We start from the raw sequence: 21339 nt of genomic DNA on the forward strand, positions 1-21339 counted from the left end.
GGAGACACTGCATAAATAGCCAGCCGCCCCCACCCTTGGCACACTGAGCCCCCTCAACCAGCCCCCTCCATGAGCTTTGTTACGCGCGTGCAGAAGACCTTCTCCGAACTCGAATACACCGGCAAGAAAAAGCAGACTCGCCGAGATCGCTTCCTGGCTGACCTTGAACAGCTGGTGCCCTGGGCACAAGTGGAGGCGCAAGTGGCGCCGTTCTATAGCGACACCACAGGCAAGCGTGGACGCCCTGCGATTGGGTTGTCGCGCATGCTGCGCATGTATGTCGTGCAGCAGTGTTTCGGTCTCTCCGATGAAGGTACCGAAGATGCCGTCTACGACAGCCAGGCCATTCGTGGTTTCATCGGCATCGACCTGGGCCGTGAGTCGGCACCGGATGCCACTACCTTGTTGCGATTTCGCCGCTTGCTGGAAACCCATCAGCTAACGCGGGTGCTGTTTGAAACGATTAACCAGCATCTGGCCAGCCGGGGTCTGCTGCTCAAGGAAGGCACTATCGTCGACGCTACCCTGATCGCCGCGCCGCCCTCGGTCAAGAACCGAGAAGGTAAGCGTGATCCTGAGATGCATCAGGCCAAGAAAGGCAATCAATGGCACTTCGGGATGAAGGCCCACGTTGGTGTCGACGCCACATCGGGACTCGTGCACAGCGTGGTAGGGACTGCCGCCAACGTGGCGGATGTCACCCAGGTCGATCAGTTGCTGCACGGCGCCGAAACCTATGTTTCGGGTGACGCTGGATACACTGGTGCGGCCAAGCGACCGGAGCATGCTGAACGGGACGTTGTCTGGTCGATTGCAGCACGGCCAAGCAGTTACAAACATCACGGCAGAGACAGCGTGCTGTACCGAGTCAAGCGCAAAGTCGAATACGCCAAGGCGCAGCTGCGTGCCAAGGTCGAGCATCCCTTCCAGGTGATCAAGGTGCGCTTCAATCATCGTAAGGTTCGCTACCGTGGACTGGAAAAGAATACGGCGCAGTTGTTCAGTCTGTTTGGGTTGGCCAATCTGGTACTGGCCAAGCGGTATTTGCAACGGACGGCGGGATAAGTCCGTCCGAAAGGCGGGGCTGGCCCGCTAATCAGCAAAATCAGGGTAGAAATCGGCCCAAGAAACGCAGAATAAGGCCGGTAGGTTGAAAAAACCGGGTTGAAAAAGGGGGACGGTGAGAATTGGCTAATTGTTCAGCGTCTCCTTAATGTCATCTCAGCTCTTCGCGATGCCTGAAGCCGATGCGATAATCGTTACCGATAGCTGACGTTTGCCAATAACTCAAAGGACGGGGTCTATATGGAGAAGAGATATGAGCACTCAAAAAATCTGCTGTTTAAGTATGCAAGCAGCCAATGGCGGGGTCAGACCGGACGTTCCGGCCAGGAAGGGTGGGAAGGGGCTGGGAATAGCTGAGTGATGGATCAAATTCCCTCTTTACTCATCGCCGGCCAGCTCTTAATGGCGATAGTGGCAGGTTTGCTGCTCAACCTGACGCCCTGCGTTTTGCCTGCAATTCCCATTAAGGTCCGGACCATCTTACGAGAGGCGGGCAGCCAACGATCGCACCGCGTGCTGGCGGCATTGGCGTTCACCGCAGGAACGCTCGCGTTTTTCCTGACGTTGGGCGGACTGACCGCACTTCTGCAGTGGAGCTGGGGCACTTTGTTTCAGTCTGCGGTGTTCGTTGGTGTCCTTGTTGCCTTGATGGTCGGGTTTGCGGTGGTCACCTGGCTGGATTTGCCCATCCCGATCCCGGCGTTCGCCGCCTCGGTCCATGGCCGGCGCTACTTTGAAGCATTCGTATCTGGGTTATTGAGTGCGGTTTTGGCCGCACCCTGCGCCGGTCCTTTCCTTGGTGGAGTCCTAGCCTTTGCCGTTACCCAGCCGACGCCGGTAAGTATGGGGATATTCGGCAGTATCGGGCTGGGGTTGTCGCTGCCCTACGCAGCATTGATGCTCAAACCCGATTGGCTGAGCCGGTTGCCCAAGGCGGGGCCCTGGACCCTGGTCATTAGAGAAGTGCTCGCGTTGGTCTTGCTGGCCGCAGCCGTCTTTTTCAGCGCGAGCCTGGTGCCCAAAGCGGTTTATACCTGGCTATGGTGGTCTTGGCTGGCCCTGGTGCTGGCCTGGGGTGCCCGCCGTTTCGTCCAGGGTAATGGTACCGTGCGTGTGATCACCACAACGGCGGCAGGCCTTGCCCTTGCGATGACTGTGGAATTCGCATCCCCGCTGGGCAACAGCGAAGACGAACTCGTCTGGCAACCCTACTCCGCAAAACTACTGACGGAGACAAAAGCCCAGGGCACACCCTATTTGCTGGAGTTCACCGCCGACTGGTGCATCAACTGCAAGATACTTGAGCGCACGGTCTACCAGGAGGCCGCTGTGGCCGAAGCCGTGCGGCGCACCAAGATGGTGCCCATACAAGTTGACGTGACAGCGAGCAACCCAGAAAAAGATGCGCTATTAACTGCGACCGGCGGGCAGGCCTTACCCTTCGCAGTGGTTGTTGACCGTGACGACACCGTTATCGCCCGTTTCACGGGGCTTTTTGACACCGACAGCTTGGTCGAAGCTATCAATCGCACCGGAAACCCACAACCTTAGATACTGGAGACCCAATCATGGTGATTCGACAAAAAGGATTGCTAGCTGGAGTAGTGGTTTTTGCGATCGCGATCGCTGCGTTCATGTTGATCGACACCAACGGAAACAACCTCGACGCTGCCCAGACTGAACGTGCCGGTCTTGAAGTCCCGGTGCCGACCCGAGCAGGGTTGGCAAATTCCGCTGATAAGGTCCGCCTCACTGTTGCGGGAGGCGCCGCAGCAATGGCGGGAAAGACGGGTGATTTCGTTTTAACACTGAACATTCAACCGGGCTGGCATGTGAATGCAAATCCGGCCTCCATGGAATTCCTGATTCCCACCGTCGTCAGCTCTTCAGTCAACGGCCAGGCGCTTATAATCCCGACGCAGTACCCGCGCGGCCGGGTCAGTGACATTGTGCTGAGTGACACCGCCCTAGAGGTGTATGACGACGGTGCAAGTATTCGGCTGCGGCCCGACGAAAAACAGACCGCCGTGCTGGAAAAGGTAGGCAGGCTCGAAATGATTGTACGGGTGCAGGCCTGCAGTGACGAGGGCATTTGTCTGGCACCGACTGACCTGCCCGTTGCGCTGAATCTGGACGATACCAAGCGACAATAAGTCAGAACGGCCCTCGGAAATGACTCAATTGGGGAATGACTGTGAACAGCTTATTCTGAGTATTCCCCGATTGCCGTGGTTGCGCTGGGCAGCTCAACGCCATGCCCCACCGTTCATATCTTGAGATGGGCGAGACTCGCTTCGTTAAACACCAAACTTACATTGTGATTCGCGCATTCCGCATGACGAAGTGGCTTCGGGGCAGTGCCGGCAATCGGTCCCAGGTGATTGATAGATCCTGTTCGGGAACCTCATATTGGAGCGAGCGAGCCAGGAAGCGAACAGCAACGCTCATCAATGCGACGGCGACGCCTTCACCTGGACAGCGATGGTTAACATGCGGGTCGCCTGGTCCTTGTGGGATGAAGCAGTATGGCGACGGAGAGTTGGATCGAAAGCGCTCAGGCTTGAAACGATCTGCCTCCTCCCAGAGCTGGGAATCGTGATTGGTTCCGTATAAGTCCAGCAGGACTAAGGTGCCCCTGCCAAAGGAAAATCCTTCCCATAGAAAATCTTCTTTCACGCGAGCGCTGATCGCTGGGAAGAAGGGGTAGAAACGCCGCACTTCCTGCACAAAGCAACCTATATCTCTTTCATCTCCCGACTGCAGGTTTCTCAGACAGAACGGGTGCTTGTGCAGCGCTAGCGCTGCAAAGGTTATGAATACAGAGACGGCTACCGTCGGCCGCAGCAGATTTAGTAGTTCCACTGATGCGGTATGTAGATCCAACGGCTGTCCGTGCTGGTCCTTGTAATGGGCGATGCGTTCGAGAGGCGATTGCTCGGGTGTAGGGGGAGCGGCGCGAGTGGACTCGACGAGCTCTGCCGCCCATTGCTCCAATCGGCGACGTGCCTTCCGTGCCTGCCAGTGCTGCAGACCGATCGCGCCGGCGTGCTCATAGAGAGCTGCAAGATCTTGAGTCCATTGTTGAACATCTCTTTCAGCGATTGGAGCACCGGCCCAGTCGCATACGGTGCGGCATAGAATTTCGCGAGCAATCTCGTAGAGGACGATTGACTCACCGGGACGCCAAGTTCGCGCATACTCCCTCCAACGAACCTCGCTCAACTCTGCTAGTTCCTGCACGTTCGCGGGTGTGAGCACTCCCATGAAGAGGGCCTTTCGGTGACGATGCGCATCACCGTCCAAACCTTGGACACCGTCTTGTCCGAATAAGGTTTTTTGCAGTCGCTTGGGCGCAGCGTTCTGGCGAACGAATCGGTCAGGGTCGCAAATCAAGCGAGCAGCTTCGGCACCTGTTAGGCACAGAGTTTTCTGTAATATCAAGCGAGTTTGAAACACAGGCGATTGATGAAACTTACTGCGCGTGGAGATAAATCGGTAGGGATCTCGCAAAAAGGCCCAAGTACTGTCCAATCCGGTGTCACGCGGTATGTTTGGCATTGCTGACCCCACCCGTTCTAGCTACGTGTTGCGGATTTCATCCTGCTCTGAAGAATTGTGACCGGCCGGGTAAGCAGATGTTGGATGAACAGGATCAATAAATTGCCCGAAATAATTTCTGGGGTAGTCCTTTTCATGCAATCCAACCTCAGCCTCGCCCAGCTTCCCGGCGCTGTCGTAGAAGGTTCCAAACATCTGATCCCACACAGTTGAAAACTCACCGAAGTTGACCTGAGCGTCTTCGAAGTCGCGCTTATGGTGCCAACGATGGACCTCAGCAACCCCTAGCACATGCCGCAGCCAACCCACGCTGTAGTCCAGGTTCGAATGCTGAAAGGCCAGATGGACGGTTAGGATCCCAAACCACGTTGCGACTACGGCAGACGGAGCTCCAGATATGAGCAAAACCACCAGCCCCGGCCCGGCCATCAACGCCGCATGCAGAGGATGTCGACGTTCTCCGTTCATCCAGTAGAGCCGCTCAGCGCTGTGATGGATCATGTGAAAGCGCCACAGCCAATGCACCCGGTGGCTGATGCGGTGCATTACATACAGGCTCAAGTCGAGCACGGCGGCGACTAGTAGCAATTGCAGCCACAATGGGCTCTCGATCGGAAAGAGCCGAACCGAAGCCGGTACCGCATCGCCTAACTTAGCCAGGAATTCTGCAGTAAATTGAATGACAGACAGGTTCACCAGCATGTGCAGCAGATCCGTCAGGGTGTCCTGATGATCTTCCAGCCAGGCTCGCCGAAAAGGCTGGATGCGCTCCAAGCCAGCAATGAGTAGCAGCCCCGCCGCGGCGACTATGGGTGTGGTGGGCCAATACGGTATACCTGCATACAGCGCCCAAATCATGAAGGAGGCACAGCCGCCAAACACAAGTGGATAGCTCAGCCACCTTATGGCGAATCGCAAGGGAATAGACATCGCTCAGCTCCTGAGTAGGGAGCCATGACTGTATGTGGGAAGGTCCGCTTTCGGCTTGAACGAAAGAGCTACGACCCCTGAAGATCGACTTCAGCCAGGGCGGAGGAAGGATCGATGCCCAGCAGTGCCCGGAATGTCCGGGAGAAATGTGCCGAGTCAGAAAAGCCCGCCTCATGGGCCGCTTCGGTGAGTAGACCCCCTTTGGCTAGGTGCTGTAGGGCTTGTGTGAGACGTAACCATTTCGCATAGCTGCGCAGCGGCAAGCCTGTCTGTTCCACGAACCAATGGGAAAACCGTGTAGGGGATAAATGCACCAACGCGGCCATTTCTTCGCGCCTCATTTGGCCTCTATGCAGCGCTTCAATCACCTTTGTCAAGCGAGGATCTGGAATCGGTGGATCGGGTAGCCGCAGTGCCTGGCGCACCCCCGTCCTAACCTGGAGAGCGGTATGTCCTGTCTCGCGCAGCATATCGATAATCGCTACTACGTCCGCCGGGGCGATCACGACTACCCTTGCTTCTTCGGTACCCCGCATAGTTGGGGCTTCATCGGATAGTGCATCCAGATAGATCGACAGCACTCGACCAGCACTGATCCGGTGTTTCAGGCCCGCGGCGATGAAGATGGCAGCCCCTGTTTGAATGCCCAACGGAGTTTCAACCGATACAGGTGAATCGAGGCCCACTGAAATCTGATGCGCCTGATGGTGGTGCCACTCCTGGTGGCCGGCACGGCCATGAAAGATGCCGATGCCGGGCCCTATCCAGGCCTGGCCTGCCCAGCGTACGGTATCCGTTGAGAGCGAGCCTTTCATTCGTTGACTCGGTCGGCTTCCGCATTTGGGCTTAGCAAACTGCTCAGGATCAACATGGCGGCGCCACCGACGATAGCAATATCCGCCAGGTTAAACGCAGGCCAATGCCAGGACTGCCAGTAAAAATCCAGGTAGTCGATTACATGGCCTCGAAATGCGCGATCAATCAGATTCCCAACTGCCCCGCCCAAGATAAGGCTATAGCCTAGGGCTTCGCTTTTGGCTCTGCGTTTACGCAATATCAGAGCCAGCACGATCGAAACGACCAAAGCTATGACAATGAAGAAGTAACGCTGCCAACCACCCGCGTCAGCCAGGAAGCTGAACGCTGCACCGGTATTCCAGAAGTGAACCAGGTTGAAGAACGGGGTGAGAGGAATCACGGTGCCGACCGGGAGCGAACCCGTAATTGCGCTTTTCAACGCTAGGTCGGCCGAGGCAATGGCTAGCGATAGCATCCACCAGAACCCAGGAGCAACAAGAGGTGATCTAGGAGACGACCTCATTGCATTTCTCCTTGAAGAAGTCGCTGCAGCTCCGGTGAAATAGGCATCGGCGCAAAAGCACTAACCCTGGCGCGCCCGCTGTTTCCGAGCGGCACCCAGATCTTCGAGAACAGCAGGGCCGCCATGATTCGCGGTACTTGGCTGAGCACCTTTCGAAAGTCGCGCAACTGCCAGTCGGCCCTCAGCATCAGCCAATGGCTCTGAGCATGAAGAATAGGCATTCGCTGGCTCAATATGTGGGCTCGCTCCAGCCAGGAGAAAGCCTCGGTTGGCGCCTCTGCATTAAGTGCTTTCCTAGCCTGGAAGAAGGCCTCATCAATGGCAATGCTGAGGGTGGTATTCATCTGGATCTCACTTACGCAGTAGATGCCCGAGTGAACACCCTATAGCTGCTATAGGGTCAAGCGCTATGGGCGATTCAAGACGACGCAAAAATGACTTTATGTCGGAATTACGAAAGAGGTTTGTCGCCCCCCAGCAGGCCCGAAAGTATCCCGCAGTCCAGACTTTGTCGTTCGTTATCGCAGCAACCTCGCAACGTCACCAGCTGGTTTTCGAGAGCATGTAAGGATGCGATCTGAGCCCTTACCTGTGCGATATGTCTATCAAGGAGCTCATTGACCGCAACGCAGGGTTGCTGCGGCTGTTCCTGATAGCTCTGCAAAACACCAATTTCTTCCAGTGACATGCCAAAAGAGCGGCATCGGCGAATGAACAGCAGTTTGTCCGCATGGTGTGCTTTATAGGTTCGATAGCCATTGTCCTCGCGTTCGGGCGGTGGAAGCAGTCCCTGACGTTCATAAAAACGAATCGTCTGAGTGTCCACTCCTGTCCGCTGTGCAAGTTGACCGATGCGCATGGTCTGTCCCTTGGTAAAAAAGCCAGTATATCCAGGCTTGACCCTATAGCCACTACATGGTTTTTAATCGGTAGAATCAAGTCCTATAGGAGAGGCGAGTCATGACTTCTTGTGATAAATCCTGTGGCTGTGGCCCTGAGCCGGTAAGCACTGAAGCGGCAGCCGCGCCTTCGAATGAAGGGACTTGGGTCAGCAGTTTTTCTGTGCCCAAGATGGATTGCCCGTCAGAAGAGCGAATGATTCGGCTCGCGCTCAATGGCTTTTCTGAACTCAATTCGCTGTCCTTTGATCTGAGCAGCAGACAGGTACGCGCTTTCCATGACGGTCCGGTTGACCAGATCGCAACCAAGCTGGAATCACTTGGTTTGGGGGCAACATTGCTCGGTACTCAACCGGCCAGCCAGGAAGCAGCTTCGGCCAATAGCGCCAGTGAAGAGCTGACTGCTTCCAAGGAGGCTGGCTCGCTCAAAATCCTGCTCGGTATCAATGCCACGATGTTTGTCATCGAGTTGGGCGTAGGCTTGATTGCTCAGTCGACGGGTCTGATCGCCGACTCGCTGGACATGTTTGCTGATGCTGCCGTCTATGGTCTGGCTCTCTTTGCGGTCGGTCGGGCTGCGCAGCTGCAGGTTCGCGCTGCGCACCTGGCGGGTTTTATCCAGATCGTGTTGGCTCTGGGGGTACTCGTGGAGGTGGTTAGGCGCTTCATCTATGGCAGCGAACCTGAGTCGATGCTGATGATGGGGATTGGCTTAGTTGCACTCGTCGCGAACGTCAGCTGTCTCTTATTGATCTACGGCCATCGTGAAGGCGGTGCACACATGAAAGCGAGTTGGATTTTTTCGGCCAACGATGTGATCGCGAATATTGGTGTTATCGCCGCTGGAGCTCTGGTTGCGTGGACAGGCTCTTCCTATCCAGATTTGGTGATTGGTACGGTAGTTGGCCTCATCGTACTCAACGGTGCGCGCCGAATCCTGGCATTGAAAGCCTGACCAACCGGATCGACAGCACCCCCATTTTCCAAACAGAGACGCGTAGCTTGTGAGTGACGTTGAGACGGCTGAGATAGAACAGCTGATGGCTGGATTGGACGGCAAAATTGCCGAAGGGCATGCCGCTCGTTAAGGGCCTGATACTTGGGCGTTTTGCTGGTGGCCTCGGACAGCAGCCCACTGGCGCCCTTGCATGGCGAACTGATGAATACGGCGTCGGGGCGCAGATTCTGCGCGGCGCGGCGTATGTCCTCGGCAGTCGCCTCGGTCCAGCCAGCAGGCGGTTGCTGGCCATGGAAACGGGTGTATTGCTCGCGGGTAAAGAGGTCTAACAGGGTGCCGGGAACGCCAGCTAGTCGCTCGAAGTCACGGAGCCCAGCTGGGTCTACGTCTACACCTCCAAGACACTCCCATTGGGCCTCTACATTCCCGACAACGGGGCGCGCTCTATTGAACCCTCGAGCCCCACCCCCAAGGCCGCAGCAGAAATGGAAATGGTACAGGGTGCGTTTCAGGTGAGCAGAGCTGGAATCGCGGGAGCTGTCGTACATGCTAGATCCTCTAACGGATATGTTTGCATGCGCGACATTGAACTACAGTTCAACTTATGGCAACACAATAATTGAACTGTGGTTCAATTACTTGACGGACGGTAACCCGCGGACTGCATCATCCCAAATCTGATCACGCTCGGGATCGTTACCCACTTTGCTGATCCAAGCTACTGAGTAGCTCCACCGCTCAGCGAGCAGCCTGCCTGTCCAACCTTTGCTCTTATAAGCAGCCTTGAACTCGGCAGGAGTCATGCGTGCCGGCCTATCGGCCTCGCCGTCAGACATAATTTTTCCAGTCATAGTGATCTCTATCTGGCCGCGGCGCTGCCAAGCTATCGGCAGCAGGCCAACATTGAACTGTGATTCAACAAGGGGCAAGAGGTTTTATTGTACTTGGCGTCAACTCAAAGCTGGGGATAGGCAACCAGCCTATCGGCTGGATACTGGGTCATGAACTCACTGCTGATTTCAGCGGGAGCTGTCAGCCAGTCCTGGTACAGCGCCTGAGGGAGCACCACCACCATGCGCTTCTCATGCCCCGGGCGATGGAAGTTGCGCATCAGCGCATGGTCATCGGCATTCACCGTCAGCATTGAGAACGACAGCTCCCTATCACCTGCAGCAGTTTTCCTCTCCTCCCATAGGCCCGCTATCCCTAGCAGCCGCCCATCGGCACGGGAAATTCGAGTAGGAATAGCCTTGCCTGTTCGCCAGTCGGGCTCATAGATCGCCACCGCAGGGATGATGCAGTGCTGTGCCTTCTTCCATGCCTCCCTGAATGACCGCTTGACCGAGGCCGTCTCAGAACGGGCGTTGTAGGTGGACCGTGCCAGCTTTTTGTCGGCCCAGAAGGGCAGGAGCCCAAACACTCCCACCTCAGCTTCAAATGGCAACACGGCGTCATCGTACGGGTCGACATTGCGAGGCTTGCGCAGGAACGGCCCGGCATAACCTGGCCACAATTCGAGCTTCTCCTGAGCGTCGAACTCGACACCAAACTCTTCTTGGAGACGCTCTGGGGTAGGGGCTTCGTAACGACTGCACATAACACACCTCTCATTCGTCACTGTGCTGCTCGGTGTTGCGGCCCGCAACGCCTTGGCGAGTGGGATCTATGATTAGGACTATCTCTCGCGGCACCCCGCTTACTGAGTACATCCTTATACTGAACGCCTGCCTCCGACGATGGTGAATGCATGTCGATAGATCAGCCCCTCCCTTTCTGGCGCAGAGCAGGAACATTTCTATGGGACTCAGTGCGTGAGGACTGTGGGTATCCTGCAACGCTCATGAAGCTGATTAAGAGCCCAGTCAAACTTAATTCGCCCATCCAGGAAACAGCAAAAGGTATTGGCGCAGGAGCGGTTGTTAGGTGGCACGACTTCGGATCTCTTATTTATGAGCGCGGGATATATCGCGACAAGCTGAATGGATGGACCCACTGCCGCACCTATGGTCGGTATGGCTCGACTAGCATCGAATGCGCCCCACTATTGCGCGTTGGCAGCGAGATGCAGATCCAACGGTGGCGGTGCGATATCCAACAGGTAGATGGCTTCTCCGCGTCGAAATCCGAACTCAAGGAGTTCGCCACCATGGATGACATGGTGGTAAGGAACTCACCCGAGATGATCGACGAGATATCTCCGGCGAAGCTGGCGAAGAATCTGGCCTGGGATGAAATTCGGATCATCAGCCACGTCGATCACGATTATTTCGCCACTTGGGCTTGGGACGGACGCGTCTTTCTGATGAACTCCGGCGGTTCGCATCACTTCGCAGCTGCCAAGTACATCGCGGCGCGGCTTGAACAGCCGGTTGAGCTGACCGGAACCTATAAGATCTACGGGTTATGTGAGCAGGCTATAACAGAACTCAGGCGTGAATACGGCATGTTCGTGTTGTCGCATGAGCCTGATGCTTGGTTGGGGTTCAACGAAGCTATGGCTCGCTTCAAGGCAACGTATTATTGGAAGACATTGCCCCGCCCGCACAACCACCAGCGTTGCGCAATTTTTTTACCGCTAAAGGAGAAGCGCTCTGCCATGGTTGCGAGGATTCTCAAGGAAAACAATTTCCAGGACCTAGGCGCTTACTTGGCTGGCCTAGCTGCCCAGTCACAAGCGGTCATCAACAAAGTCAATCCGCCATAATTAGGGTAGTCCAGACCTCAGCGCAACTATCCAATGATAGCTAGTGATCATCCTGACTCTCACAAAGTTTGAGATTGGGATTATCCAGCATCTCAGTTGTGAATACGTCGCCGGGTTTTTTGAGCATATAACCCTTCAGTGTTTTCGTTTTACGAGGTCCAAAGACTTCGCACGTCCAGATGTTATGTCCGTTGCTCTTCTTAACGTGAAGCTTCAGCTTTTCGAACGACTTTTGGACCTGCAGCCATGGCTGTCCTTCGCCAGCCCTCGCTGAGAAGAGGGTCGGATGCTCTTGGGCATACCTTCTGAATATTTCAGGAGTCACCAGAAAAGCCGTGCCGTTGACGGTGTGAACCTTGGCTTTTGCATCATTGATAATGATCTTGTGGGTTCCTACACCCACTTTTAGCCAGTGCATGAAAAGGTGACCTAGCGTGTCGCCGATCGGGCCAGCGATGGTAGCGGTCGCGGCAGTGTCTGACTGAGCTTCGACCTCGGACGCCGCCGGCATCGCCGGGGCGGGTACCGAATTGGTCGGCGCGTCACGCATATCCATCAGATCCAGAAGGTAGTCCGTATCATCTACCTCATCGGGTTGCGGTCCATGGTCACTTGCGGGTTCGTCCCCTTGAGGCTCTGCCGCAACGGCATCGCCGCCCCCGGCAGTAAGGCTGGGCTTTTCCTCCTGCGCTTCGGAAGCTGCGGCAGGGGCTGCTTCTTCGTTGAGGACTTGCACCGAGCCGCCAAAAGGCTCCGGGCGGTCTTCGCCAGCTGCCCATATGAGTGAAGGTGAAACTCTCAAGAACGTGAATGCGTTCTTCCATCCCGTAGGGCTCAGGATTTCGGCATCCCAAATAGCTTTGCCAGCAGGATTCGCAACAATCAGGCCGTTATCCTGAAAGACATTGAAGAGAGTGGAGTTGCGGTCCGGAACACCCTCAATCCCTTGGCTGAGGAGGTGAGCACGCAGCCGATCCGAAACGGTCTTGCTGACCAGCCAGATCGCATCGGCCGTGATCCAGCCATCGGAAGCGTCTGGCTGATTCAACTTGAGCTCGTTCTTCACCAGGTAGCGCAGCCCATCGAGGAGCTGACGCTGAAGAGTGTTACGCGGTGCTGCCACAGCTCTGTCTGGATTGCCGCCAAGCTCATGGGCGACCGACGCCTGGTCAGACCTTACAACGATGTCCCCAAGAACCCCAGCGTGCTCAAACTGGCCAGCCAGTACGTACAGCAAAGCACCCCAGAGCTCTGGATTGGATGAGATCCATCCGATACCATTCAATCAATGTACCCATAGAACGCATACGCGGAATTCGTGTGTGCGTTGATTCGTGAGCGGCAGAGAGAGGGCATTCATTGGTGAAGCAGCGCTGCGGGGTTTAAGAGTGCTCAGCGAGCCTGCTCGAAGAGCCGGCGCCGTGCTGAAGCACGTGAACCGAAACGCCGCTCTGGCCCGGTAGCTGCCAGTCGTCACCGGCGGCAATCGGCCGATTCTGTTGAAAAAGTAGGTTTAGCGGCGGCCTGCCGATCAGGTGTGCCTGCTGTCGAAGTGACTGCAAGCCACTTCAGGTTGCCTTTCGGCGTTTCGCTGAGCGTCCTTGCTCAGGCCTGAGGGTTAATTTGAAGGTTTCTGCTCTCAGCAGGCGTACCTATCCCGTGAGCGGTGGCCCTTGAGGCAAAAGCTTGGCCATGCGTCGCAGGTTCTGCACCGCCGCCGCCAAAGTGAATTCGTCAGTGGCACCTGTCAGGCCGCGCAGTCGTAAACGATCGAGTTTCATGATCCGTTTGAGGTGGGCGAACAGCATCTCCACCTTCTTTCGTTCGCAGCGAGAGACGAGGTATTCCGGTGTCTTGGCGATGCGCCTGGCCACATCGCGGGCAGCCTCATGGATACTGCGGACGATCTTCCGATTCGGCGTGTTGGGGCAGCATTTCGCTTTCAGCGGACAGGTAGTGCAGTCGGTTTGGCTGGAGCGATAAATGATGGTGTTGGCCTTGGTCACCCGCGATCTTTTCTGGGTGAAGGCGCGCCACTCACTGCGTAGTGGTTTGCCGGCTGGGCAGCGGTATTCATTGGCCTCCTGGTTCCAGTGGAAGTCGTTACTGGAGAGGCTGTCGTCCTTGCGCTCAGTCTTGTCCCACACCGGCACATGCGGCTCGATGTCCTTTTCTTCGACCATCCAGGCCAGCATCGGGGCGGTGCCATAAGCGGTATCGCCGATAAGGCGTTCCGGTGTGAGATCGAACTGAGCTTTGACACGCTCGACCATCGTCCTAGTCGAATCGACTTCGGCGGTACGGTGCGCCGGGGTAGCTTCCACGTCCATGATCACACCGTGCTCAGTGTCGATCAGGTAATTCGTGGAGTAGGCAAAAAAGGCCGGCCCACCTGGCGCTGCTGTCCAACGGGACTGAGGATCTGTGAGCGAAATTTTCTTGGGAAGAGCCTCAGCCAGCGCCTCTTCATCAAGGGCTTCGAGGTACTCGCGCACTGCGCGGCTGCTGAGCTTTGGATCGTTCCAATCGACCTCATCTCCCGCTACCCCACGTTGCCGGCTGGCATCCGCCTTGATGATGCTAGCGTCGACGGCAAAACCTTCGCCCTTGACTAGGCCGGCTGCCATGCAACGCCGCAGCACCTCATTGAACAACCAGCGGAACAGATCGCTGTCACGAAAACGCCCATGGCGATTCTTCGAGAAGGTCGAGTGATTGGGGACTTCGTCTTCCAGACCCAGCCGGCAGAACCAGCGATAGGCCAGGTTCAGGTGCACCTCTTCGCACAATCGCCGCTCGGAACGAATGCCATAGCAGTAGCCGACGACCAGCATGCGCACCATCAATTCCGGGTCAATCGAGGGGCGTCCGATGGGACTATAGAAGTCCGCCAGGTAGGCGCGCAGATCACTAAGATCCAGGCACTGGTCGATGCTGCGCAGGAGGTGTTGAGCCGGGACGTGATCTTCTAGGTTGAACGAGTAGAACAGGCGCTGCTGTCCTCCCGGTAACTGCCCCATCATGCTGTTCGCCCCCACGCTCGCTGACAGAGCAATTTTGCCAACGGCATGGAGAGGCCGCTACTTTTTCAACAGAATCGGCCAAATGCTGCCTCCGGCAGCTACCGACCAAAGCCTCCACAGAATTCCATCCAAATACTCATTGGCGCCTAGCCCACGGGGCAAACAGGGCGCGCAGCAGGCGGGATAAGAACTTGGGTACATCAATCTCGGCGATCAGCAGAGCTGAAAAGATGAGAGCTGCACCGGCCAGGGTTCTTCCATCCAAGGTTTCGCCAAGGAGCATCGCTCCCGCGAATGCTGCGAAGATGGGCTCGAACAGGTAGGTCAGGGCTACTTTTTCTTCTTCGAGATACTTCTGCGCAGCACTCTGAACCGCGTACATGAAGGCTGTGGCGAGCAACGCGCAGAACAGAACTCCTTCCCAGAAGGAGGAATCCATTGGGGCCCATTCGGCCCTAGCGTCGAAAAGTGCAGCAAAAAGGTATCCAGTAGCGCAGGTAGCCAGCGCAATGATGACCGTAAGCATCGAGTCGTACTTATGCGAGAAGAAGCCAACCGTGAGCACATATGCGGCAAAAAAGACTGCACAGCACATGATCCAGATGTCACCTGGATTCAGAGTAAGCCCGGCCCTCGTAACGATCAGATAGAGCCCTGTCAGCGCGACGGCGCAGCAGAGCCAGATTCGAGGCTCGACGCGCTTCCGAAAGAGAGCCCACTTGAAGACCGGGATGAGCAATACATCCAGGCCAGTGATGAAGGCGGTGTTGGTGATGCTGGTGTGCTGAAGCCCGACAGTCTGGAAAATGTTACCCAAACACAAGGGTAGACCTATGGCCACGCCGGCCAGGAGCGTTTCTTTGTTGATCAGTTTCAGCCGTCTGAAAAAGATCACGCAAAGCACTAGCGTAGCGAGTGCGAACTTGTACCCCAGGAATACGAAGGGTGACCCGTCCGCAACACCCACTTTGGTGAAGGCAAACGAAATCCCCCAGAACGCGGTTCCGAGGATTAACAGGCATAGATATGTCTGACGAACAGGCATGCGAAAACCATCCATTCAAATTGGAGTGGTTAGAGCATGCGGAGAGGCCGCAAGAAAGCCCGAGTTTGCCTTCAATCTCTTCTCTAACGTTAAGGCAAGTCGGTAAAGCGCTTTCATCTGCCGCTATTAATCAATCTGGGGCAGCAGGCTGTCAACAGGTGCTACAAACCAGTCTGCAGCAAGCTGCCATCGACAGATGGCTACAACATGGCACCCGATGCACTGTCGCCAGCTTCCGCTTCTGGCCGTAAGCGGAAGCGGTGCTATCTGCCCCTAAGAGGTGTGTTCAAGCTCGTCGTTTGAGCTTTAGCGAATTTCCCTGGCTCACTTTTCTAAACTGACGACTCACCGTCGCGCGAGCCCATACAGTGGCGGGCCTGAAAGCAAAGCTCGCACTTGATTTAGGTTGTCACCAACGGTCATTGAAGCGAAATGCCTTTATACCAGCGGCTGGGCGATCCTATTGATAAGTTCCGGCCCATCATTCCGCACGTTCCCGACGTCCTTACCCACCGGATGCCACTCGAATTCCTCGACGCATAAACCATGCGCCAGTGCTAGCTCCTCAGCCTTGAGCGGCAAAAGCTCCTGCTGCATCCAGAGCGCAGCGTACTCTGGCGATAGAACCAGAGGACGCCGATCGTGAATATCGAGCATGCCGGCAGCGCTAGATGACGTAATGACAACAAAGCCGTCGCCGTCTCGGGGTTCCAGCGAGGCGCCTCGCTGAAACCGCCCGAGCGCAGCGAAAAACATCGGCTCGCCGCTACGGAGCGTGATGTAGTAGGGCTGCTTGATCTTCGGGTTGGCCGCGTCCTTCTTCCACTCGTACCAACCATCAGCGGGCACTATTGCGCGGCCGGTTTGCCAGATATCGCGAAAGAACTTGCTAGTTGCGGCCGTTTCCACCCTGGCATTTATCGCTGGTGGTCGCTTCCCCTGTGCCCACAATGGGGCGTAACCCCACTTGACCGGCTCCATGCGCAGGCCATCATCGTCCTGGTGCAGGAGCTGAACCAGTGATTGCGGACACACGTTGTAGCGTCCGATTGGCTCAGGATTCACGCTGCCACGCAATGGCAAGGGCAGCTGCATCGCGATCTTGTCCAGGTACTCATAGGCGATTCGGTACTGAGCGAAACGTCCACACATGGGTGCCCCCGCACATCTGGTTCAATTGACCGGACTCTAGCTTCAGAATACTGTATATACATACAGTTATGAGGTCTGTGCCATGCCCGTCCATATGTTGGGACCTGCTGCTCCCGCCACAATTGCACTGCCGTTTTTCAGTTTCTGCGTGCCCGCCGGATTCCCGAGCCCAGCGCAGGACCACATGGAGGGGAGCATCTCGCTCGACGAGCTGATGAACATCCGAGCTCCGCATACCTACCTGGCGCGCGCAGACGGGGAGAGCATGATCCAGGTCGGCATTTTCGACCGAGACATTCTGATCATCGACCGGGGACGGGAGGCAGAAAAAGGGGAGGTGATCATCGCAGCGCTGAATAACGAGCCTCTGGTCAAGATTTTCGACCGAGCCGGCAGCCAGGTCATTCTGCGCTCGGCTAATCCGAAGTTCCCGCCGCGGTACCTCCTCGAAAGCGAAGAACTCTACGTATGGGGCGTGGTGTCATACAGCATCCGAATCCATGGCAAGTACTGAGCGGGCCATCGCCCTCATTGATTGCAACTCGTTCTACGCCAGCTGCGAGCGTGTCTTTCGACCAGACTTGCGCCGTACGCCTATCGTCGTGCTTTCGAACAATGACGGCTGCGTGATCGCGCGCTCGGCCGAGGCAAAGCAGCTCGGTATCAAAATGGGCGTGCCGTATTTTCAGATCCGGCGCGACCTGGAGCGTTGGGGCGTTGTGGTGTTTTCCAGCAATTACGCGCTGTACGGCGACATGAGCGAGCGCGTCATGACGGTCATCGAGAGCCTGGTGCCTGCGGTTGAGGTGTACTCAATCGACGAGTCGTTTGCCGACCTTACCGGTGTGCCAGACGTCGAAGTGCTCGGCAGGCGGATCCGCGCTGAGGTACTGCGCAGCACAGGTATCCCGGTCGGGGTGGGCATTGGGGGGACCAAGACGCTCGCCAAGTTGGCGAACCATTCAGCGAAGCGCTGGCAGAAGCAGACGGGTGGGGTAGTGGACCTTCTCGACCCGGTGCGGCGCGACAAGGTGCTGCGCGTGACTGACGTCGGCGATGTATGGGGTGTCGGTCGCCGGATGACCGAGCACCTGAACAGGTTGGGCATACGTACTGCTTGGGATCTAGCTAGCGCGGATGCCTGGACCCTGCGCAAAAAATTCAGCGTGGTCATCGAGAAAACCGCACGCGAACTGCGCGGGACGCCGTGCCTCGATCTGGAGGAGGTCGCGTCACCCAAACAGGAGATCTGCTGCTCGCGGATGTTCGGCAAGCGCCTGCGCGAGCTTGAGCCAATCAAGGACGCAGTGGCGGCATATGCCGCTCGGGCCAGCGAGAAGCTGAGGGCACAGCAGTCCATGTGCAAGCGCGTCCGAATCAGCATCCGTACCGGCATGTTTAATCCCGACGAGCCCAAGTTCGCGAAAGGCGTCGTGTGTGAGCTGCCGTATCCCACCAACGACACCCGCTACATCATCCGGGCGGCGATCGCTGGGTTGGAACACATCTATCGCGATGGCTTTTCGTTCAGCAAGGCAGAGGTCCTGCTGATGGACCTCTGCCAGCGCGGCGAGTACACCGACGATCTATTCGCCCAAACCCAGCCCGCCGCGTCGGAGCGCGTTATGGGCGTGCTCGATGCAATCAACGCCAAGTGGGGCCGCAATACCCTCCGGCCCGGCCGCGTAACCACCGCGCCGGACTGGGGCATGCGACGGGAGATGATGAGCCAAAGTTTCACGACCAGGCTGGATCAGTTGTGGGTGGTGCGGTGCAACTAGGCGAGTGCATGCGAGGACCGATGAATTCCAGGTACTGGTTGTAGTGCGATCGCTTGCATCCGTTGACCGCTGAAAGCGTAAAGAAAAAGCCAGGCAGTGCCTGGCTCTTGTGTTGGTCGGATAGCTTACTGAAGCCAACCCTCTACCTTTTCGGCGCCGTGCTTTTCTTTCCAAGCTTTCAAAATCTTATGATTGCCACCCTTCGTCTCTACCACCTCTCCAGTTTCTGGGTTTTTGTAAACCTTAACTTGGCGCTGCCGACGAGGCGCTTGAGACGTCGGGGTGGCGCTGATGCTGGTGCGGCTGGGCTGCGGATCCAATATTGAAATAATTTCGCGCAGGCCTACGTCATATTGCCCCATCAAATTGCGGAGTTTTTCCTCGAACTCGATTTCGCGCTTGAGTTTGTCGTCATTCTTAAGAGCATCAAGCTGCTTGAGCTGGGCTGCGAGCTGGGCTTCTAGAGCTTTGAATTCGGCGAGTTTGGACATGGGTAACCTTCGGAGAACGAAACTGCTTTGTGTGTCTCAGTCTACCGCTTGGGCACGGAGGGAGAAAACTAAGGACCGACCGATTTCGTGAGTAATTCAGTCATCGAGAAGGCTGGTACAGGGATGGCGCTGCGGAGTGTTTGTCAGCCAGAGAGGTGCGTACTTCCTGACATATGAAGTGGTGGGTTAGCAAAATGGGAGGTGACCAAGCGGCGGCCGTTGCATAGAAACGTCGCGCATCCCGTAGAGGAAGCGGACGTGAGCAGGCTTCTTCTGCTTTAGCAGAGGTAGCCATGCATAGCATCGAAATTGGAGCTAGCCATTTACCTGCGGCAAATGAAGAAAGCTGCCTTTTTTGACAACAATGGCAGCCGCTTCGCGAAGGCAGTTGATCATTTTGGTCTTATTGCTCGGTCTCGCTCCACATTCGTTTCGCTTACCTGCAAACGCCCAAAATGCTCAACTGCCCCATACTTGAAGGTTTCAAGTATGGGGCGCGGGGGCATACTTGAAGGAACGCTTCGCTGCTTCAAGTATGCCCCCGCAATTTTGTTGTCAAATCATAGCCGCCAGGCGTTGCCTGGCCGAAATGGCGATTGTGCACAGACGTGAGCTGCGCCATTCGCGGGCGCTGCCGCCCCGGCCTCAATCATAAGCCCGATCACTGCGGCACACTTGTCTTACGACCGCCATGTCACATGACTCGAGTGCTGCAGTCTCGCCGTGTCACTCGTAGGGCTTGCGGCAGTTAGTGAGTGTCGATGCGCCGGGTGACCGTGCCGTGTGTCTGTCACAGTGGCGTTATGAAGCGGTGTCCGGTCTGATGCCAAAGCGCCCACGCTTCAACTGAAATTTGTGTGGCAGCAGCCGACTGTCACGGAATTCTCGTCGCAGCGGATGCAAGTTCTTCGATGGTGGACTGTGCTCAGCGATAGGGCGTGCCAACCGTCGCCGCAAGCGATGCCCGGAGTTGCGTGAAAATTCGGTTTCTTTCCTGTTGTGTTCAGAACGAAAAAGGCCGCAGATTGGCTGCGGCCTTTTATTCATCCTGTCTCATAATCATCTCCAGGCGATGATTGTTTTGAACGCTACGCGCTAGCAAGGCTTTTGCTTAGTTCTCCTTCCTCGCTTTCCGCGTCCGGCTTGGTTTGTGAGCAGCTTTTTAAAATGCTCCCAGCGGATCTGCTCGGTCTGTGCGTTGTATGTCAGTCCCCGTTCCATCTGCTCCAGTAATCTCAGACTCAGTGGCTGCTCCAGGTAATGGTCTGCTGTGACTTCTGGTGCACCACCCTCATGGCCGAGCAGATAGGCGATCGTGGATGGAGATATGCCTGACCGTTCCAGCCGAACGGCAAACGAGCGACGGAGACTTTTAAAATTGAGCCCGCCATTAACCGCCGGCGGACAGTGCTGACCGATGTATCCTGTACCCGTGCACGGCCCGCAGAAAAACCGACTTGGGTCGCGGGAGTATAGGTGCTTTGGATCGAAGCTCAGCTCGTTGAAAAGCAGAGCGTCATTGCCATCGGCCTGGCGCCGTTCTTCTACGAAATTTAGAAAGCCCATCTCCACTAGCTTCGAGCAGATTGGAATCTGCCGAGCCGACGGCCCCGTCTTCAACGACTTGTTGTAGCCATTATCGTTGATATCGATAAGGTCTACGCCGTGGACATCCTGGATCACATCATGCACACGTAGCTGGCAGAGCTCGTTAAGCCGCGCGCCGGTATAGAGCCCAAGCGGGAGCAACCAAAACCGATAGGGCTTGGCGTCCTGGTTGATTTTCGGCAGGTCGCCTGCGAGATACTTTCTGTAGGGCCAGCCTGAGAACATCTGATTCAGATTGCTATCCAGAAATGGCTTGGTGATTTCGGCGTGTTTTGTATTGCAGGTCGCGACTTTGATCGCCTCGGTAATCAGCTTGCTCTCAAGTGCTTCGTCCAGCATTCGATTGAACAACTGATAGTAGGTCGTGAGGTTTGCGCCTTTGCTACCCGACGCAGCGTTCTGCTTGAGTAACGACGGTAGCTGATCCTTCAGACGCTGTACGTCGGCCCGATCAAGCTCAGCAACTCGGCGGGTAGGATTATCTTGCGTCAGAGCGATTTTTAGTTTCTCCATCCGCGCTCGAAGCATGTGCTCGGATTTCCCTGCGTAATTGTTTTCTCGCAGAAAGCGGGACAGCGTTATGTCCATGAACTCGGTAAGCAAAGGAGAAGACTGAAAGCGGTTTATCGCATCCGTAATCGCTGAAATGTTTGCCAACGCGATTCGCAAGTGTTCTTCATGGCCGGGTTCGACGATAAGACTCAGGCCTTTGTAAAAAGGAATGGAGAGGGGGGCAGTTACATTCATATATACCTCACAGTGGGTGAGGCTTGAGATTATTACTGGATGGATAAACAGTCAAGA

The 21339-nt window shown here is 56.1% G+C and carries 20 protein-coding genes and 1 pseudogene; 7 read left to right on the forward strand and 14 right to left on the reverse strand.

The window, feature by feature from the left end:
- Window positions 1–69 precede the first annotated feature (69 nt).
- The 3 genes from BM275_RS19440 to BM275_RS19450 all read left to right on the forward strand — a co-directional run bounded on the left by BM275_RS19440 (window position 70) and on the right by BM275_RS19450 (window position 3218).
- Window positions 70–1065: an IS5-like element ISPsp6 family transposase gene (locus tag BM275_RS19440; RefSeq protein WP_017246247.1), complete on the forward strand. Its 996-nt coding sequence runs from the start codon at window positions 70–72 to the stop codon at window positions 1063–1065.
- A gap of 360 nt (window positions 1066–1425) precedes the next feature.
- A complete protein-coding gene (locus tag BM275_RS19445; RefSeq protein WP_017246246.1) occupies window positions 1426–2616 on the forward strand; it encodes a protein-disulfide reductase DsbD family protein in 1191 nt (396 codons plus the stop codon).
- 17 nt (window positions 2617–2633) lie between these two features.
- Window positions 2634–3218, forward strand: coding sequence for a protein-disulfide reductase DsbD domain-containing protein (locus tag BM275_RS19450; RefSeq protein ID WP_017246245.1), 585 nt, complete (start codon window positions 2634–2636; stop codon window positions 3216–3218).
- Between the two features lie 157 nt (window positions 3219–3375).
- On the opposite strand, the gene BM275_RS19455 is transcribed toward BM275_RS19450, so the two are convergent.
- From BM275_RS19455 to cadR, 6 genes are all read right to left on the reverse strand, one after another.
- The gene (locus BM275_RS19455; RefSeq protein ID WP_038663091.1) at window positions 3376–4623 is read right to left on the reverse strand and encodes a cytochrome P450; all 1248 of its coding nucleotides are present in this window, start codon (window positions 4621–4623) and stop codon (window positions 3376–3378) included.
- Window positions 4624–4644: 21 nt separating this feature from the next.
- Entirely contained in the window at window positions 4645–5553 is a 909-nt protein-coding gene (locus BM275_RS19460; RefSeq protein ID WP_023083085.1) for a sterol desaturase family protein, read from the reverse strand.
- 68 nt (window positions 5554–5621) lie between these two features.
- Window positions 5622–6368, reverse strand: a complete 747-nt coding sequence (locus BM275_RS19465) for a helix-turn-helix transcriptional regulator (RefSeq protein WP_023083084.1) — start codon at window positions 6366–6368, stop codon at window positions 5622–5624.
- Complete coding sequence (gene lspA / locus BM275_RS19470; RefSeq protein WP_017246252.1) at window positions 6365–6874, reverse strand: signal peptidase II; 510 nt, start codon at window positions 6872–6874, stop codon at window positions 6365–6367. The genes BM275_RS19465 and lspA overlap by 4 nt, the downstream gene beginning before the upstream one ends.
- Window positions 6871–7218: a DUF3703 domain-containing protein gene (locus BM275_RS19475; RefSeq protein ID WP_017246253.1), complete on the reverse strand. Its 348-nt coding sequence runs from the start codon at window positions 7216–7218 to the stop codon at window positions 6871–6873. The genes lspA and BM275_RS19475 overlap by 4 nt, the downstream gene beginning before the upstream one ends.
- Window positions 7219–7325: 107 nt before the next feature.
- Window positions 7326–7733 (reverse strand): Cd(II)/Pb(II)-responsive transcriptional regulator, encoded by a 408-nt coding sequence (cadR, locus tag BM275_RS19480; protein ID WP_090523084.1) that lies wholly within the window; start codon window positions 7731–7733, stop codon window positions 7326–7328.
- A 101-nt stretch (window positions 7734–7834) separates the two neighbouring features.
- Here cadR and BM275_RS19485 point away from each other — a divergent pair, with 101 nt between their 5' ends.
- Window positions 7835–8728, forward strand: a complete 894-nt coding sequence (locus BM275_RS19485; RefSeq protein ID WP_026006648.1) for a cation efflux transmembrane domain-containing protein — start codon at window positions 7835–7837, stop codon at window positions 8726–8728.
- 125 nt (window positions 8729–8853) lie between these two features.
- On the opposite strand, the pseudogene BM275_RS22490 reads toward BM275_RS19485, so the two are convergent.
- Together BM275_RS22490 and BM275_RS19500 are read right to left on the reverse strand one after the other, a co-directional pair.
- Window positions 8854–9279, reverse strand: a pseudogene (locus tag BM275_RS22490) (DNA cytosine methyltransferase); the annotation flags it as partial.
- Between the two features lie 407 nt (window positions 9280–9686).
- On the reverse strand, window positions 9687–10328 hold the full coding sequence (locus tag BM275_RS19500; protein WP_017246258.1) for an SOS response-associated peptidase: 642 nt from the start codon (window positions 10326–10328) through the stop codon (window positions 9687–9689).
- A gap of 243 nt (window positions 10329–10571) precedes the next feature.
- Between BM275_RS19500 and BM275_RS19505 the strand changes: the two genes are divergently transcribed.
- On the forward strand, window positions 10572–11435 hold the full coding sequence (locus BM275_RS19505; protein WP_020307701.1) for a DUF6685 family protein: 864 nt from the start codon (window positions 10572–10574) through the stop codon (window positions 11433–11435).
- A gap of 40 nt (window positions 11436–11475) precedes the next feature.
- Here the strand turns inward: BM275_RS19505 and BM275_RS19510 are convergent, their stop codons facing one another.
- The 4 genes from BM275_RS19510 to BM275_RS19530 form a co-directional block, all read right to left on the reverse strand.
- The gene (locus tag BM275_RS19510) at window positions 11476–12720 is read right to left on the reverse strand and encodes a helicase/relaxase domain-containing protein (RefSeq protein WP_079328581.1); all 1245 of its coding nucleotides are present in this window, start codon (window positions 12718–12720) and stop codon (window positions 11476–11478) included.
- A gap of 367 nt (window positions 12721–13087) precedes the next feature.
- Window positions 13088–14458, reverse strand: a complete 1371-nt coding sequence (locus BM275_RS19515; protein ID WP_003116647.1) for an IS1182-like element ISCfr1 family transposase — start codon at window positions 14456–14458, stop codon at window positions 13088–13090.
- A 136-nt stretch (window positions 14459–14594) separates the two neighbouring features.
- Complete coding sequence (locus BM275_RS19525) at window positions 14595–15503, reverse strand: DMT family transporter (protein WP_019406364.1); 909 nt, start codon at window positions 15501–15503, stop codon at window positions 14595–14597.
- 438 nt (window positions 15504–15941) lie between these two features.
- Window positions 15942–16655, reverse strand: a complete 714-nt coding sequence (locus BM275_RS19530) for an SOS response-associated peptidase family protein (RefSeq protein ID WP_011914413.1) — start codon at window positions 16653–16655, stop codon at window positions 15942–15944.
- An 82-nt stretch (window positions 16656–16737) separates the two neighbouring features.
- Between BM275_RS19530 and BM275_RS19535 the strand changes: the two genes are divergently transcribed.
- Entirely contained in the window at window positions 16738–17169 is a 432-nt protein-coding gene (locus BM275_RS19535) for a LexA family protein (protein ID WP_011914412.1), read from the forward strand.
- Entirely contained in the window at window positions 17156–18436 is a 1281-nt protein-coding gene (umuC, locus tag BM275_RS19540) for a translesion error-prone DNA polymerase V subunit UmuC (protein WP_017243954.1), read from the forward strand. Before BM275_RS19535 ends, umuC begins: the two co-directional genes overlap by 14 nt.
- Before the next feature lie 125 nt (window positions 18437–18561).
- Here the strand turns inward: umuC and BM275_RS19545 are convergent, their stop codons facing one another.
- Window positions 18562–18927, reverse strand: a complete 366-nt coding sequence (locus BM275_RS19545; protein ID WP_017243953.1) for a histone-like nucleoid-structuring protein, MvaT/MvaU family — start codon at window positions 18925–18927, stop codon at window positions 18562–18564.
- Between the two features lie 1095 nt (window positions 18928–20022).
- A complete protein-coding gene (locus BM275_RS19550; RefSeq protein WP_042924400.1) occupies window positions 20023–21282 on the reverse strand; it encodes a site-specific integrase in 1260 nt (419 codons plus the stop codon).
- Window positions 21283–21339: the final 57 nt, after the last annotated feature.

Origin of the sequence: Stutzerimonas kunmingensis (assembly GCF_900114065.1) — a bacterium.
In the GTDB taxonomy this organism is placed as follows: domain Bacteria; phylum Pseudomonadota; class Gammaproteobacteria; order Pseudomonadales; family Pseudomonadaceae; genus Stutzerimonas; species Stutzerimonas kunmingensis.

Excerpts from the sequence above, each read along its gene's own strand:
- BM275_RS19440 (WP_017246247.1), top strand. The coding sequence starts at position 70 with ATGAGCTTTGTTACGCGCGTGCAGAAGACCTTCTCCGAACTCGAATAC.
- BM275_RS19445 (WP_017246246.1), top strand. The coding sequence starts at position 1,426 with ATGGATCAAATTCCCTCTTTACTCATCGCCGGCCAGCTCTTAATGGCG.
- BM275_RS19450 (WP_017246245.1), top strand. The coding sequence starts at position 2,634 with ATGGTGATTCGACAAAAAGGATTGCTAGCTGGAGTAGTGGTTTTTGCG.
- BM275_RS19455 (WP_038663091.1), bottom strand. The coding sequence starts at position 4,623 with ATGCCAAACATACCGCGTGACACCGGATTGGACAGTACTTGGGCCTTT.
- BM275_RS19460 (WP_023083085.1), bottom strand. The coding sequence starts at position 5,553 with ATGTCTATTCCCTTGCGATTCGCCATAAGGTGGCTGAGCTATCCACTT.
- BM275_RS19465 (WP_023083084.1), bottom strand. The coding sequence starts at position 6,368 with ATGAAAGGCTCGCTCTCAACGGATACCGTACGCTGGGCAGGCCAGGCC.
- lspA (WP_017246252.1), bottom strand. The coding sequence starts at position 6,874 with ATGAGGTCGTCTCCTAGATCACCTCTTGTTGCTCCTGGGTTCTGGTGG.
- BM275_RS19475 (WP_017246253.1), bottom strand. The coding sequence starts at position 7,218 with ATGAATACCACCCTCAGCATTGCCATTGATGAGGCCTTCTTCCAGGCT.
- cadR (WP_090523084.1), bottom strand. The coding sequence starts at position 7,733 with ATGCGCATCGGTCAACTTGCACAGCGGACAGGAGTGGACACTCAGACG.
- BM275_RS19485 (WP_026006648.1), top strand. The coding sequence starts at position 7,835 with ATGACTTCTTGTGATAAATCCTGTGGCTGTGGCCCTGAGCCGGTAAGC.
- BM275_RS19500 (WP_017246258.1), bottom strand. The coding sequence starts at position 10,328 with ATGTGCAGTCGTTACGAAGCCCCTACCCCAGAGCGTCTCCAAGAAGAG.
- BM275_RS19505 (WP_020307701.1), top strand. The coding sequence starts at position 10,572 with ATGAAGCTGATTAAGAGCCCAGTCAAACTTAATTCGCCCATCCAGGAA.
- BM275_RS19515 (WP_003116647.1), bottom strand. The coding sequence starts at position 14,458 with ATGATGGGGCAGTTACCGGGAGGACAGCAGCGCCTGTTCTACTCGTTC.
- BM275_RS19525 (WP_019406364.1), bottom strand. The coding sequence starts at position 15,503 with ATGCCTGTTCGTCAGACATATCTATGCCTGTTAATCCTCGGAACCGCG.
- BM275_RS19530 (WP_011914413.1), bottom strand. The coding sequence starts at position 16,655 with ATGTGTGGACGTTTCGCTCAGTACCGAATCGCCTATGAGTACCTGGAC.
- BM275_RS19535 (WP_011914412.1), top strand. The coding sequence starts at position 16,738 with ATGCCCGTCCATATGTTGGGACCTGCTGCTCCCGCCACAATTGCACTG.
- umuC (WP_017243954.1), top strand. The coding sequence starts at position 17,156 with ATGGCAAGTACTGAGCGGGCCATCGCCCTCATTGATTGCAACTCGTTC.
- BM275_RS19545 (WP_017243953.1), bottom strand. The coding sequence starts at position 18,927 with ATGTCCAAACTCGCCGAATTCAAAGCTCTAGAAGCCCAGCTCGCAGCC.
- BM275_RS19550 (WP_042924400.1), bottom strand. The coding sequence starts at position 21,282 with ATGAATGTAACTGCCCCCCTCTCCATTCCTTTTTACAAAGGCCTGAGT.